Source organism: Aromatoleum evansii (assembly GCF_045689615.1).
Classification (GTDB): domain Bacteria; phylum Pseudomonadota; class Gammaproteobacteria; order Burkholderiales; family Rhodocyclaceae; genus Aromatoleum; species Aromatoleum evansii.
On sequence record NZ_CP141259.1, the window covers coordinates 2,043,348 to 2,057,475 of the forward strand.

The 14,128-nt window shown below is 69.1% G+C and carries 13 protein-coding genes; 7 read left to right on the top strand and 6 right to left on the bottom strand.

The window, feature by feature from the left end; translation table 11 throughout:
• Positions 1-77: 77 nt before the first annotated feature.
• Positions 78-1,889 (top strand): M61 family metallopeptidase, encoded by a 1,812-nt coding sequence (locus tag U5817_RS09350; RefSeq protein WP_407280546.1) that lies wholly within the window; start codon positions 78-80, stop codon positions 1,887-1,889.
• Positions 1,890-1,895: 6 nt separating this feature from the next.
• On the opposite strand, the gene U5817_RS09355 is transcribed toward U5817_RS09350, so the two are convergent.
• The 4 genes from U5817_RS09355 to lexA all read right to left on the bottom strand — a co-directional run bounded on the left by U5817_RS09355 (position 1,896) and on the right by lexA (position 6,081).
• The gene (locus U5817_RS09355; protein ID WP_407280547.1) at positions 1,896-3,275 is read right to left on the bottom strand and encodes an MATE family efflux transporter; all 1,380 of its coding nucleotides are present in this window, start codon (positions 3,273-3,275) and stop codon (positions 1,896-1,898) included.
• Positions 3,276-3,338: 63 nt separating this feature from the next.
• Positions 3,339-4,772 (bottom strand): Y-family DNA polymerase, encoded by a 1,434-nt coding sequence (locus U5817_RS09360; RefSeq protein ID WP_407280548.1) that lies wholly within the window; start codon positions 4,770-4,772, stop codon positions 3,339-3,341.
• Positions 4,708-5,430, bottom strand: coding sequence for a translesion DNA synthesis-associated protein ImuA (gene imuA / locus U5817_RS09365; protein WP_407280549.1), 723 nt, complete (start codon positions 5,428-5,430; stop codon positions 4,708-4,710). The genes U5817_RS09360 and imuA overlap by 65 nt, the downstream gene beginning before the upstream one ends.
• A 39-nt stretch (positions 5,431-5,469) precedes the next feature.
• Complete coding sequence (gene lexA, locus U5817_RS09370; protein ID WP_169131294.1) at positions 5,470-6,081, bottom strand: transcriptional repressor LexA; 612 nt, start codon at positions 6,079-6,081, stop codon at positions 5,470-5,472.
• Between the two features lie 139 nt (positions 6,082-6,220).
• Between lexA and U5817_RS09375 the strand changes: the two genes are divergently transcribed.
• The 3 genes from U5817_RS09375 to U5817_RS09385 all read left to right on the top strand — a co-directional run bounded on the left by U5817_RS09375 (position 6,221) and on the right by U5817_RS09385 (position 9,351).
• Positions 6,221-6,733, top strand: coding sequence for a peroxiredoxin (locus U5817_RS09375; protein ID WP_169131292.1), 513 nt, complete (start codon positions 6,221-6,223; stop codon positions 6,731-6,733).
• The gene (locus U5817_RS09380) at positions 6,699-7,178 is read left to right on the top strand and encodes a peptidylprolyl isomerase (protein ID WP_407280550.1); all 480 of its coding nucleotides are present in this window, start codon (positions 6,699-6,701) and stop codon (positions 7,176-7,178) included. Before U5817_RS09375 ends, U5817_RS09380 begins: the two co-directional genes overlap by 35 nt.
• A gap of 91 nt (positions 7,179-7,269) precedes the next feature.
• Positions 7,270-9,351, top strand: coding sequence for a dipeptide ABC transporter ATP-binding protein (locus U5817_RS09385; RefSeq protein WP_407280551.1), 2,082 nt, complete (start codon positions 7,270-7,272; stop codon positions 9,349-9,351).
• Between the two features lie 18 nt (positions 9,352-9,369).
• Here U5817_RS09385 and U5817_RS09390 read toward each other — a convergent pair whose 3' ends face one another.
• Complete coding sequence (locus U5817_RS09390; RefSeq protein WP_407280552.1) at positions 9,370-10,890, bottom strand: transglycosylase SLT domain-containing protein; 1,521 nt, start codon at positions 10,888-10,890, stop codon at positions 9,370-9,372.
• A 142-nt stretch (positions 10,891-11,032) separates the two neighbouring features.
• Here U5817_RS09390 and U5817_RS09395 point away from each other — a divergent pair, with 142 nt between their 5' ends.
• On the top strand, positions 11,033-12,001 hold the full coding sequence (locus U5817_RS09395) for a diguanylate cyclase domain-containing protein (protein ID WP_407280553.1): 969 nt from the start codon (positions 11,033-11,035) through the stop codon (positions 11,999-12,001).
• Positions 12,002-12,007: 6 nt separating this feature from the next.
• On the opposite strand, the gene gloB is transcribed toward U5817_RS09395, so the two are convergent.
• Positions 12,008-12,799 carry a hydroxyacylglutathione hydrolase gene (gene gloB, locus U5817_RS09400; RefSeq protein ID WP_407280554.1) on the bottom strand — a complete coding sequence of 264 codons (792 nt, stop codon included), beginning with the start codon at positions 12,797-12,799 and terminating at the stop codon, positions 12,008-12,010.
• On the opposite strand from gloB, the gene U5817_RS09405 reads away from it, so the two are divergent.
• Positions 12,798-13,538: a class I SAM-dependent methyltransferase gene (locus U5817_RS09405; RefSeq protein WP_169131282.1), complete on the top strand. Its 741-nt coding sequence runs from the start codon at positions 12,798-12,800 to the stop codon at positions 13,536-13,538. The two genes, gloB and U5817_RS09405, sit on opposite strands and share 2 nt — an antisense overlap.
• Positions 13,539-14,000 carry a ribonuclease HI gene (gene rnhA / locus U5817_RS09410; RefSeq protein ID WP_169131280.1) on the top strand — a complete coding sequence of 154 codons (462 nt, stop codon included), beginning with the start codon at positions 13,539-13,541 and terminating at the stop codon, positions 13,998-14,000.
• The last annotated feature ends 128 nt before the right edge of the window (positions 14,001-14,128 follow it).

The window sequence follows — 14,128 nt, forward strand, 5'->3', positions numbered from 1 at the left end:
CACAACGCACCTGTGGTCGTCCGAGGCGACGCTGCTGCGGCTAGAATCGACAATTTGCTTCGTGTTGCGGAATCCCCATGCCCCATCAGCCCCGCGTGTCGTACGCCATCGCCCCCGCGCGTCCTGAGGCGCACATCTTCGAGGTGACCTGCACGGTCGCCAGCCCCGATCCGGCCGGACAGGTGTTTCGTCTTCCCGCGTGGATCCCCGGCAGCTACATGATCCGCGAATTCGCCCGCAACATCGTCACGCTGCGCGCAGAGTGCGGCGGTCGGCCGGTCGCGGTGGAAAAGCTTGACAAGCACAGCTGGCGTGCGGCACCGGTGGCCGCTGGGCGGGCCTTGACGCTGAGCTACGAGGTGTATGCGTGGGATCTCTCGGTGCGCGCCGCCCATCTCGATGCCACGCATGGGTTCTTCAACGGTACCAGCGTGTTCCTCGCGGTGGAGGGAAAGACGGACGAGCCCTGCTATGTGGACATCCTCCCGCCTGACGGCCCGGCGCTGCAGACCTGGAAGGTCGCGACCACCCTGCGTCGCCCGGCGGGAAATCCGCTCGCGGCACCTGCGATGGGCTTCGGCCTGTATTACGCGGAGAACTACGACGAGCTCGTCGATCACCCGGTCGAAATGGGCGGCTTCACGCACGCGCGCTTCGAGGCCGCGGGCGTGCCGCACGACATCGTCCTCACGGGACGGCACGACTGCGACCTCGAACGCTTGTGCAGCGATCTCTTGCGCATCTGCACGTGGCAGATCGAACTGTTCGGCACGCCCGCCCCCGTCGACCGCTACCTGTTCCTGACGATGGTGGTCGGCGACGGTTACGGCGGCCTCGAACACCGTGCCTCGACGGCGCTGCTGACGGGGCGCAACGACCTGCCCTACGTCGGCATGCACGAGCACACCGACGGTTACCGGACCTTCCTCGGCCTGTGCAGCCACGAGTACTTCCACACCTGGAACGTCAAGCGCATCAAGCCCGCGGCGTTCGCGCCCTACGACCTCGCCACGGAGAACTACACGCGCCTGCTGTGGGCCTTCGAGGGTTTCACTTCCTACTACGACGATCTCGCGCTGGTGCGCTCGGGAGTGATCGGCGTCGACGACTACCTCACGCTGCTCGGCAAGACGATGTCCAGCGTGCTGCGCGGCAGCGGCCGCCTGAAGCAGAGCGTCGCCGAATCGTCGTTCGATGCGTGGATCAAGTACTACCGGCAGGACGAGAACGCGCCCAATGCGATCGTCAGCTACTACGCGAAGGGCGCGCTGATCGCGCTCGCACTCGACCTCCAGCTGCGTGCCGCGAGTGCGGGGCGCAAGAGCCTCGACGACGTGATGCGCCTGCTGTGGCAGCGGCACGGCTTGACGGGAGAAGGGGTCGCCGAGGATGGCCTGTTCGCGCTTGTCGCCGAGGTCGGCGAGGCCGGCCTCAAGGGGGCAGGGCGGCGCCTGTCGCGCTGGCTGAATGACGCGGTCGAGGGGACCGAAGATCTGGCGCTGGACGAGTTCCTCCGGCCGTTCGGGATCGAATTCCGCGCCGAGGCCGCCGCCAAGGGCGCCTCGCTGGGGGTGAAGCTGGCCGGCGGTAACGGCGAGGCGAAGCTCGCAAACGTGTTCGACGACGGTCCGGCGCAGCGCTGCGGGCTTTCGGCGGGGGACGTGCTCGTCGCCATCGATGGCCTCAAGGTGACGGCCGCTTCGCTCGACGGCATGCTCGCGCGCCGTCAGGGGGGCGAGCAGGTGACCATCCACGCCTTCCGGCGCGACGAGCTGACGACCGTTACGGCCGAACTGGCGCCTCAGCCGGCCGATACGGTGAAGCTCGCGAGCGGCAAGCGCGTCTCGGCGGCGATGCGGGCGCTGCGTGAGGGCTGGCTGGGAAGCTGAGCGCCCTCAGGCAGGAGGCTCTTCCTGCCGCCGCATCACGGCGCGCAGCAGCCAGCCGAACAGCACCGCGGCGACCGTCGTGGACATCACGCCTGCCTCCCAGAAACCGGCCACGTGCGGCCCCTCGGTGCGCCACGGGGCATGGAAGCTCGCCCAGTAGCCGCCGGCGAGGCCCACGCCCCAGAAGCACACGGCGTGCATCAGCATCGGCACGAAGGTCACCTTGTAGCCGCGCAGCGCATGCGCCGCGACGGTCTGCACCGAGTCGAACAGCTGGTAGAGGCAGACGTAGACAAGCAGCATCAGGCCGACGGTACGCACGGCGACGTCTTCCGAGAACAGCGCGATGAGCGGCTCGCGCGCGATCCACAGCGCGATGCCGATGAGCGAGGCGAGTCCCGCCGTGACGATCATGCCGACCCGTATCGTCATGCGTGCCCGGGCCCAGTCGCGCGCGCCGGCCGCCTGGCCGACGAGGACGAGCACGGCGATCGACATCGCCAGCGGCAGCATGTAGATCAGGGCGGCGATGTTCGCGACGACGCGATGGCCGGCGACGGCCTCGGCACCCAGGCGGGCCGCGAACAGCGCGATCAGCGTGAAGGACGACACCTCGATGAAGGTCGACAGGCCCATCGGCAGGCCCAGGCGCAGCAGGCCGAGGATTTCCGCGGCCTGCGGCCCGCGCCAGTGCGCGAACAGGCGATAGGGTCGGTAGCCCGGATTGCGCGCGAGGTAGACGGTGCCGCAGGTGAAGGCGAGCCAGTTCACGATCGCCGTCGAGACGCCGCAGCCGAGCACGCCCAGGGGCGGTAGCCACAGGTGGCCGTAGACCAGCGCCCACGCGAGCGGGATGTGCGTGGCGGTGACGATGAAGCTGATCGCCATCAGCACGCGCGGCTTGCCCACGGCGTTGTTGAAGGCATAGAAGGTGCGGTACAGCAGCACCGCTGGCAGGCCCGCGGCCGTGGCGAGGAGGTATTCGCGGGTCTTCGCGTCGACGTCGGCGGGGACGCTGGAGAGTTCCAGCAGGAAGCCGGGGAACACCATCAGCGCGATGCCGGGCACGGCAAGCATCAGCGCGAGCCAGAAGCCCTGCTGCAGCGCGGGGCCGATCGATTCCATGCGGCCGGCGCCGAAATGATGCGCGACGGTCGGGGCGACGGCCTGCAGCACGCCCACCACCAGCATCACGATGGAGATATATACGCCGCTGCCGACGGCGACCGCGGCGAGGTCGACGGTGCCGTAGCGGCCTACGATCACGGTGTCGGCGATCAGCATGCTCATCGACAGGATCTGCGCGACCAGCACCGGCCACGCATGGTGCAGCAGCTGGCGGGCAATGAAGGACGATGAGACGGACGACGAGACGGGGGCGCTCAAGGAAGAGGGAGATCGGGCCGGGGGGAAGGGTTCCCGGCGGGAACCGGGAGCGGGGAAGCGAGTTTAGCCAAAAAAGCCATGCACATACCAGCCGCCGGGCGGATCGAGCTGCTCGAACACCCACCACAGGGCGGCATCGGGCGCGCGGGCGACGTAGTAGTCGCGGTGCACGTCGGCCCCGTCCCACCACCCCGACTCGATGCGTTCGGGGCCGTTCAGCAGCGTCAGTGCGCGGATCGATTCGAGCGGGCGCGGTTCGTTCATCAGCCACAACGGGCGCGGGCCGGCGGCCGGCGGGGTGTTGCGGGGCGCGGGGCGTCCGGGATCGGCGAGGCGCCAGGCGCGCTCTGGGCGGTGCTCGGAAACCGGATGCACGGTGCGAACCGCCTCGCGCCCCAGCCGCGCGCGCAGGCGGTCGAGCAGCAGAGCAGCGGCGTCGCGTGCGCTGTGGGGATCGCCGAACAGATCCTGCGTGCGCCCGGGGGTGACCACCGGGTTGTCGGCGAGAAGGCGCAGCGCATCGACCGGAGCGGGCAACTCCAGGGCGGCCAGATGTTCGCGGGCGAGCATCAGCAGCCGCCCGTCGTCGCGCCCCGGCGTGCCGGTGACGATCTCGAGCACGGTATCGGGGTGCCCCTCGTGCTCCAGGTGCAGGCGGCAGCGGTCGAGCGCGGCATGGCGGGCGGCGAGCCACGCGGACAGCCCGGAAAACAGCCTCCCCGCGGCGAACAGCAGCGGCTCGGTGTGCAGCATGCTCGCGGGCAGGACCAGGCGCGCTTCGAAGCGTTCCGGCGGCAGGAACCAGGGGCGCGGATCGGGGCGTTCGCCGCGGGCCCGTGCGAGCGTGTCGAGCACGACGGAGGCCTGGCGGCGGGCCAGGCCGTCGCGCGGCAGGCGGGCGACGTCGCCGAGGCGGCGGGCGCCGATGCCGTGCAGCAGCTCGAGCGTCGCGCGGGACACTTCGGCGCCGTCGCCGAGCAGTTCGACGGGCAGGTCGTCGAGTTTGCGCCACCACTCGGCGGCGGCCCGGAGCTGCCGGCCCGGGTGCGTGCGGGCAAGCCAGCGTGCCGCGAGCGGGGTCGGGGCGGCGGCGATGGCCGCATCCAGGCCGAGTGGGGCGAGGCCGGCGCGGATGCGCCGTACCAGCCCCGTGACGCCGCCGAACAGGCGCAGGCTGCCGCTCGTTTCCAGCACCAGCCCATCGGGCGGGTCGATGCTGACGCAGGGCGTGAATTGCGTGGCCCACGCGGCGAACTCAGCCAGCGTCGCGGCCTCGAGCGCCGCGTCGCGTTCGCGCAGCTGCAGCGCCGGGGCGACCGCGAGCGCGCCGGCCACGTTCTGGCCGGCCTCGACGCCGCGCGCCCGCGCAGCGGCAGTCGCCGCGACCACGCGCGCGCCGGGGCTGTGTTCGACGACCGCGAGTTCGCCCGGCTCATCCACGCCGCGCGTGAACACCTGCAGCGGCAGATCGGACAGGATCAGGGCGAACCAGAGCATCGTTGAGGGCGGGAAGGCGGCGCAGGCCGGGTCGTTGCGGTAGCGACAGGCGCAGTGGCGCGGCGAGGCCGGGGCCGCGCCGCTTGAGGATGTCGACCGCGAGCTCGCCGTCGCGCGCTGCCAGCCGCAGGCGCAGGACGGCGGGGGAAGGCTGCCGTGCGGCGGAGGTGGGGCGGAACAGGAACAGCGGGGTCGCGGAGCTTTCGGCGGCGAGTTGCAGGCGCCGCAAGGCGGCCGTGTCCGCGCGCGCCAGCCAGGCGAGCACGATGCTGCTGCCGCCCGAGGCCAGTGCCTGCCGGACGGACCACAGGATCTCGGCGTGCTCCTCGGGTTGGAGCAGCAGCAAACGCTCGAGCGGTACTCCCGCCGCGGCGAGGGCCGGGGCGTAGGGCAGGTGGGGCGGGGCTATCCAGACGATCCAGCGCTCGGCCGGCAGGGCGTGCAGGACGGGCAGCAGCAGCCCGAGCTCGCCGATGCCGGGGCGGTCGGACAGCAGTTCGATCAGCGCATTACGGGGCCAGCCGCCTCCCGGCAGCTGGGCGTCGAGCGCCGCGAAGCCGGTGGCGATGCTCGTCTCGGTCGACTGCGCGAGCCGGTCCGCCTGCCATACGAGGCCGGGCGGCAGGGCTGCGAGGGTAGTCTGGGCGAGGGCGGCCATCGGAAGCGGGGGGCGGGAGGAGGATCACGGCGGCAGGCTTCACAGCGAGCCGTTACGTACCAGGCCGACGGCGATGCCCTCGATCGTCAGGGGGGTGCTGCGGGTATCGACGACGATGGGCGCGAAATCGGGATTGGCCGGCAGCAGGCTGACGATCGGACCCTTGCTGGTGAAGGTCTTCACGGTCACTTCATCCTCGACGCGGGCGACCACGACCTGTCCGGAGCGCGCCTCCTGGCTCCGGTGCACGGCGAGCAGGTCGCCGTCGAGGATGCCCGCGTCGCGCATGCTCATGCCGCGCACGCGCAGCAGGTAATCCGCACGCGGCGAGAACAGGGCCGGGTCGATCTGGTGGCGCGATTCGATGTGCTCGACCGCGAGGATGGGGCTGCCGGCCGCGACCCGGCCGATCAGCGGCAGGCCGAGCCCCTCGGCGAGGCGGATGCCGCGCGCGCGCCCCTCCTCGAGCAGGATCGCGCCCTTCGCGGCGAGCGCGCGCAGATGGCTTTCGGCCGCGTTCGGCGAACGGAAGCCGAATGCGCTGCACACTTCGGCGCGGGTGGGCGGACGCCCCTCGGATTCGACCGTCTGGCGGATGAAATCGAGGATTTCACTCTGGCGGGCGGTCAGGTTATGGTCGCGGTTGCTCATGGGATTCTCCGGAGTAACTGTAATTTTAAACAGCTTATGCCGATCCGCAAGCATTAAATCGGTGTAGCGCAAGCGGGGGAGACGCAGGTAGAGTTCGCTTCGTGTCTCGGCTAGAATCCAACGACGTCAGGGAGATCACATGTTGCAGATCGGTGATATCGCGCCAACGTTTTCGCTGCCGGATGCGGACATGGAGGATTTCGACCTCGCCGCAGAACGCGGCAGGCACCATGTGGTCCTCTACTTTTACCCTCGTGACAACACGCCGGGATGCACCCTGCAGGCGGCCGATTTCTCCGATCATGAAGATGACTTCGCCCGCCATGGTTGCATCGTCGTTGGCGTCAGTCCCGACGATTGCCTGACCCACGCCGAATTCCGCGACCAGCACGGCCTGTCGATACGTCTGCTTTCCGACGTCGAGACCGAGGTGTGCCGGCTCTACGATGTCTGGCAGCCCAAGGAAGTCGATGGTGTGAAGAAGATGGGCGTAGCACGGACGACCTTCGTGATCGACAAGGAAGGCATCATCCGTCACGCACTCCGCGACGTCACCCCCCGCGGCCATGCGGCGGGGGTTTTCGAACTGGTCAGGAAACTGGAAACAGAGAAAGCTAATGGAAATCGTCAAGAACAGCGTCGTAACGCTTAAGTACACCGTCGTCGACCCGGACGGCAACATGATCGATGACGGTCAGCAGCCGCTGGTCTACCTGCACGGCGGCTACGATGGCATCTTCCCCGCCATCGAGGAGGCGCTGCACGGCAAGAAGGTCGGCGAGCAGCTGAAGGTCAAGCTGCAGCCCGAAGACGCCTTCGGCGATTACGACGAGGAGCTGGTGCTGGTGGAGGACATCAGCCAGTTCCCCGAGAACATCGAGGTCGGCATGTCCTTCGAGCGCGTCACCGACGACGGCGAAGAGGAGATGATCTACCGCATCACCGACATCGCCGACGGCAAGGTCGTGGTGGACGGCAACCACCCGCTGGCCGGCACCGCGCTGGTGTTCGACGTCACCGTTGCGGAAGTGCGCCCGGCGACCGCCGAGGAGCTGGCGCACGGCCACGTGCACGGCGCGGGCGGCCACCACCACTGATCGGCCGATCGGTCGCAGCATTGCCACAGGGCCGCGCAAGCGGCCCTTTTTCCATCCTTCTGTCGCTCAGCTCCCCATCCATACCCGTCCGATGACCGTACTTGCCGGAACCGACCACCCGCCCGCGCAGCAGGGCCGACCGCTGGATGCGCCGCTCCTGGAGGTGCGGGACTTGCGCGTGCATATCGGTGCCGCCGTGCGGCCAGTGCGGCCCGTCGACGGCGTCGGGTTCTCGATTGCGGCGGCGGAGACCTTCGCGCTGCTGGGCGAATCCGGCTGCGGCAAGTCGATGACGGCGCTGGCCCTGCTGCGCCTGCTGCCCGACGCCGGACGCATCGTCGGCGGCGCTGTGCGCTTTGCCGGCGACGAGCTGCTCGCGCGCAGCGAGGCGGACATGCGCGAGGTGCGCGGCGGCCGGATCGCGATGATCTTCCAGGAACCCTCCACCAGCCTGAATCCGGTGATGACCGTGATGACGCAGATCGGCGAGGTGCTGGCACGCCATCGCGGCCTGCGCGGCGCGGCGGCGCGTGCGGAGGCGCAGCGCCTGCTCGACGCAGTGGGGATCCCCGACGCTGCGCGGCGGCTGGACGATTACCCCTTCCAGTTCTCAGGCGGCATGAAGCAGCGCGTGATGATCGCGATGGCGCTCGCCGGCGAGCCGGAACTATTGATCGCGGACGAGCCGACGACCGCGCTCGACGTGACTATCCAGGCCCAGGTGCTCGACCTGCTTGCGCGCCTGCAGGCCGAGCGCGGCATGGGCATGCTGCTGATCACGCACGACCTGGGCGTCGTCGCGCGCATGGCGCATCGCATTGGCGTGATGTACGCGGGCGAGCTGGTCGAGACCGGTGCGCGCGAGGATTTCTTCCGCGCGCCGCTGCACCCGTATTCCCGCAAGCTCTTCGCCGCGCTGCCGACCGACGCCCAGCGCGGCCATCCGCTGGCGGCCCTGGGCGGGCATGTGCCGCCGCTCGACCAGGTCTTCACCGGTTGCCGCTTCGCCGGGCGCTGCCCCGACGTGTTCGAGCGTTGCCATCACGAGCCCCCGGCGTGGCAGTCCGTCGGGGCGCAGGCAGTGCGTTGTCATCTGTACGCGGAAGATCACGCCGAAAGGCCCGCGGTCTCCGCCGCGGCGGCCTCGGCCGGTGCGGCTGGCGAACGTGCCGCCACAAGGACGGTGCCCCTGCTCGATGTGCGGGACCTGCAGGTGCATTTCCCGGTGCGCAAGGGCCTCCTGCGGCGCGAGGTGGCGCGCGTGCGCGCCGTCGATGGCGTGAGCCTGGCGCTCGCGCCGGGCCGCACGCTGGCGCTGGTAGGCGAGTCCGGCTGCGGCAAGACGACCGCCGGCAAGGCGATTCTGCAGCTGGTGACGCCGACCGGCGGCGAGGTGTACCTCGACGGTACGCCGCTCGCGGGGCTGTCCCGCGCGGCCTTGCGCGCGCTGCGGCGCGACTTCCAGATGGTGTTCCAGGATCCCTTTGCGTCCCTGAACCCGCGCATGCGCGTCGGCGAGATCATCGAGGAAGGCATGCTCGCGCTGGGCGTCGAGAAGGATCCGTCAAGGCGCGCAGGGCACATCGATGCGCTGCTTGCGCGCGTGGGGCTCACGCCGGAAATGAAGCTGCGCTATCCGCACGAATTCTCCGGCGGTCAGCGCCAGCGCATCGCCATTGCCCGGGCGCTCGCGGTGCGCCCGAAGCTGATCGTGTGCGATGAGCCGACGAGCGCGCTGGACGTGTCGGTGCAGGCGCAGATCCTCAACCTGATGCGCGAGCTGCAACGCGAGTTCGATCTCGCCTATCTCTTTATCACGCACAACATCGGCGTGGTGAGCTGGCTCGCGGACGAGGTCGCGGTGATGTACCTGGGACGCATTGTCGAGCAGGGGCCGGTGGCGAAGGTGCTGGCCTCGCCGGCGCATCCCTATACCCGTGCGCTGCTCGCGGCGGTTCCCGATATCGCGCGCGCAACCGTGGCGCATGCGGGCGCTGCGGAGCGCGCAACGCGGCCGGTTGTGGCTGGCGACCTGCCGTCGCCGCTGGCGCCTCCGCCGGGCTGCCACTTCCACCCCCGCTGCGAGCGGGCGACCGATATTTGCCGTGCGCAGTATCCGGCGCCAACCGACCTGCGCGGCGGGCGCAGCGTGCGCTGCCACTGGCCCGCCTGAGGCGGCTCGCCGCCGCGTTCAGCGCTTCTGGTTCTTCTGTGCGGAGGTGGTCGTCTTGCCGGACGACTTCGGCGCGGTCTTGGCGGCCGATTTCGCGGGCGCCTTGGCGCTCCCCGACGAAGCCTTCTTGCCGGCTGCGCGGTTGCCGGCCGACGCCTTGCCAGCCCCCGATTTCTTTCCACCCTTCGCCTGAGCGCCCTTGCGGCCGCCCTTCGTGTCCGCCTTCGACGGGATCGTGCTGGTGTCGAGTGCGGCGTTGCGCGGGATCATCCGGGCCGCGGCGATCGCGCCGTCGGGTTCGACGCCGTTGGGCACGAGCAGGGTGTAACCGGGGCTCACGCGGCTGCGCGCATCGAGGCCGTTGATCTGGTGCAGTTCGCTCAGCGACAGGCCGAAGTCGCGGGCCACCGACGCGAGGGTGTCGCCGCGTCGCATCTCGTAGGTGCGCCACTGCTTGCCCGAGTTCTCGTGTTCGGCCAGGCGTGCGCGGAAGCGTTCGGCGCGGTCCACCGGAATCACCAGCGAATCGGCTCGCGTGGTGGCGGGACGGTTGTAGGAGGGGTTGAGCGCGAGGAACTCGTCGAGCGGCATTTCGGCGAGGCGCGCGGCGGTCGCGAGGTCGATGCCGGCAGGGGCGTCGACGGTGACGAAGTGGCGGGTGTTCGGAACGTAGGGCAACTCGAAGTGGAAGAGCTCGGGTTGCGCGACGATGTTCTTCAGCGCCTGCAGCTTGGGGACGTAGTTGCGGGTTTCCTCGGGCATCCGCAGCCGGCTGTATTCCGCGGGCAGCCCCTCGGCGAGGTTGCGCTGCACGGCCCGCCCGACGGCGCCTTCGCCCCAGTTGTAGGAGGCGAGGGCGAGGTGCCAGTCGCCGTGCATCTCGTAGATGGTCTGCAGGTAGTCGAGCGCGGCATTGGTCGACGCGATCACGTCGCGCCGCTCGTCCACCCACTTGTCTTGCGTCAGGTTGTAGTTGCGTCCCGTCGAGGGGATGAACTGCCACAGGCCCGAGGCGCGGGCGCGCGAATAGGCCATGGGGTTGTAGCTGCTCTCGACCATCGGCAGCAGGGCGAGCTCGGTGGGCATGCCGCGGCGTTCGAGTTCGTCGACGATGTGATAGAGGTAGCGCCCGCCGCGCTCGAACACCCGCTTCAGGAATCCCGGACGGTTGAGGTAGAAGAGCTGCTGTTCGGCGACCGTCTCGGTATCGAGGTCGGGCATGCCGAAGCCGCGGCGGATGCGGTCCCAGATGTCGTTCGCGTCGCGCGTGAGATCCAGTGTGAGCACGCGTGGGGCAGGGTCGCGCAGCTCCAGCACCTGGCTGGGGGACGCGGCGAGGCCTTCCGATCCGCGGGCGGCGGAGGGCGGGCGCAGGCTCCCGAGCGAACGCGGGCCGCTTTCGGCCGGCGCGGAATCCACGGGCGCAAGGGTATCGGCGGGCGGGGCATCGCCGGCCTGGGTGTCTTCCGCAATGGCCGAGGATGCCGTCGCGGTCAGCGCGATGACCAGCAGGAAGATTCGCAGGAGAGGAATCGCCATGAATCCGGCGCCTCGTTCGACAAAAGAGGGTGGACTCTAGGGCAGGGGAGAAAGTGCGTCAAACCGGAAATCGCTGGCGACATATCGGAATATAGTTGATACGATAACAAGGTTTTATGGTTGCGATGGAATATCGACCGGGATGAAGGTCCTCGTAATAGAAGACACCGTGACGAGTGCTGCCCTGATCTGCCGGATGCTCGGCGGAATGGGGCTGGAAACCGTGCACCGGCGCGACGGGGAGGGCGGCATCGAGGCCTTCCGGCAGTCACGCCCGGATCTCATCATGCTCGATGTCGTGATGCCCGGAATGGATGGCTTCGAGGTCGCGCGGCGGATACGGCAGCTCGAGTCCGACGGCGAATGGACGCCGATCATCTTCCTCTCGGCGCGGACGCGCGACGAGGACATCGAACGCGGCATCGCCGTGGGCGGCGACGATTATCTCGTCAAGCCGGTTTCCGAGGCGGTGCTCAAGGCCAAGGTGCGGGCCATGCAGCGCATCGCCCACATGCGTGCCTCGCTCGTGGCGCTCACGCGCAAGCTCGACGAGGCGAATCGGGAGCTGACGCGCCTGTCGGCCTTCGACGGGCTGACGGGGATCGCCAACCGCCGCACCTTCGACGCCACGCTGTCGCGCGAATGGCGGCGCGGCGCACGCAGTGGCGCGTCGATCGCGCTGATGGTGGTCGATGTCGACTGCTTCAAGCAGTTCAACGACGCTTACGGCCATCAGGTCGGCGACGAGTGCCTGAAGGCGGTTGCACGCGCGCTCGCGGGCAACACCCGGCGGCCGGTCGACCTGGTGGCGCGCTATGGCGGCGAGGAGTTCGCCGTCGTGCTGCCCGACACCGACGCACAGGGCGCCGCGATCGTCGCCGAGTCGATGCGCAGGGCGGTCGAGACGTTGGCGATCACGCATCGGCACTCGACGGCGGCGCGCGTCGTCACGGTGAGCATAGGCATCGCGGTGACGCGGCCCGAGCGCAGCGACGACGGCGGCTTTGCGACGCTGGTCGCGCGCGCCGACGAGGCGCTGTACCGCGCCAAGCGCGATGGCCGCAACCGTTGGCACCTTGCCGCGACGACGGCGCTCTCCGTGGTGCAATAGGGGCGTTCAGAACACGTCCTTCCAGCGGCGCAGGGCGGCGAAGCACTCGGCGGAATTGGCCGGGCGCTGCCCGCTGTGTGCCGTGACCGTGTCGATCACGCCGGGCGAATCGGTGCGCAGGAAGGGATTGATACCGCATTCGCGCGCGATGCTGGTGGGCAGCGTCGGTCGGCCTGCGGCGCGCAGGGCTTCGCATTCGACGATCCATGCATCGCGCGCCGGGTTCGACGGTTCGGCTGTCCGCGCGAAGGCGAGGTTGGCAAGCGTGTATTCATGGGCGGCATAGACCGCAGTGTCGCCCGGTAGCTGCGCCAGGCGCTGCAGCGAGGCGTGGAGCTGCGCTGCCGTGCCGCCGAAGAGGCGGCCGCAGCCGGCGCTGAACAGGGTGTCGCCTGCGAACAGGATTCCGGGCGCGTGGTAGGCGATGTGAGTCGTGGTATGGCCGGGGATCGCCAGCACGGTGAAGCGCTGCTCCAGCGCATTGAGGGCGACCTCGTCGCCTTCGCCGACACGGCGCGTGAGTCCGGGGATGTTCTCGCCGGCGGGACCGAACACCACGGGGTGGTGGCGCGCGGCGAGTTCGGCCACGCCACCGATGTGGTCGTCGTGGTGATGGGTGAGCAGGATCGCGACGAGCCGCAGGCCGTGCGCCTGCAGGGCCGCCTCGACGACGGCGGCGTCGCCGGGGTCCACGACGGCGGCGCAGGGGCCGTGGCGAAGCAACCAGATATAGTTATCGCGGAAGGCCGGAAGAGGGATAATGTCGGCGCTGCGGATTTTTGAGTGCTGATCGTCCATGTCCATCCTCAGTCTGTCGGACTGGCTTGAAACCCCGCAGGGAAGTTATCTGCTGCGGTGGGAACAGGCCAAGTTCGATCTCATGGTAGCCGACATTTTCGGCTACAACGCGGTGCAGATCGGATTGCCGGAATATGATTTCCTGCGTGGCAACCGTATTCCGTTCCGCTTCCATTGCGCGCGCTCGGGCGACATCGCTGTCGTCGCCGAAGGTGCGGCCTTGCCGTTCGCGTCGGCGAGCATCGATCTGGTGCTGCTGCCGCACGTGCTGGAGTTCTCGCGCAATCCGCACCAGGTGCTGCGCGAGGTTGAGCGGGTGCTGGTGCCCGAGGGCAGCGTGATCATCGCGGGATTCAATCCCCTGAGCCTGTGGGGATTGCGGCGTCTGGTGGCGCGGCGCTCGGGGAGCTATCCGTGGCGGGGGCAGTACCTGTCGGTGCGGCGCACGAAGGACTGGCTGGCGCTGCTCGGTTTCGAGACCCAGGCGGGCAGCTTCGGCTGCTACGCGCCAGCGTTCGCGAGCACGAAGTGGCTGGAACGTTGGGGCTTCATGGACAAGGCGGGCGATCGCTGGTGGCCGATCTGCGGCGGCGCCTACATCATCCAGGGCATCAAGCGGGTGCAGGGAATGCGCCTGATAACGCCGAACTGGCGCGATGCGCGCGCCGCGGCAAAGCGCCTTTCACCGGTGACCCATCGCGGGCGGCAGGTGACGGGCGGCGTACAGAAAGTGGAATGAATGGAAGAAGTCGAGATATTTACCGACGGGGCGTGCAGCGGCAATCCCGGCCCCGGCGGCTGGGGCGCGATCCTGCGCAGCGGCCCGCACGAGAAGGAAATCTGGGGCGGCGAGCCGCAGACCACCAACAACCGCATGGAACTGCTCGCCGTGATCCGTGCGCTGGAGACGCTCAAGCGTCCCGTCGCGGCGCGCGTGCATACGGATAGCCAGTACGTGCAGAAAGGCATTTCGGAGTGGATCCACGGCTGGAAGAAGCGCGGGTGGAAGACCGCCTCGCGCGAGCCGGTGAAGAACGAGGATCTGTGGCGCGCGCTCGACGAAGCGGCGAGCCGGCACAAGGTGGCGTGGATCTGGGTGCGCGGCCACGCGGGGCACGCGGAGAACGAGCGCGCGGACGAGCTCGCGCGGCGCGGCGTCGAGGCGGTGCGCACGCGCGGCAAGGCCGTTGCCGAGATCTGATTACTGAACCGGCGACCAAATACCGTTCGTCCTGAGCCCTTCGACAGGCTCAGGACGAACGGAGGTATTTGATTGCCGCCTTAAGGACCGGCCCGCGAGGGCGTGAAGCAAATACCGGGGATGAACCC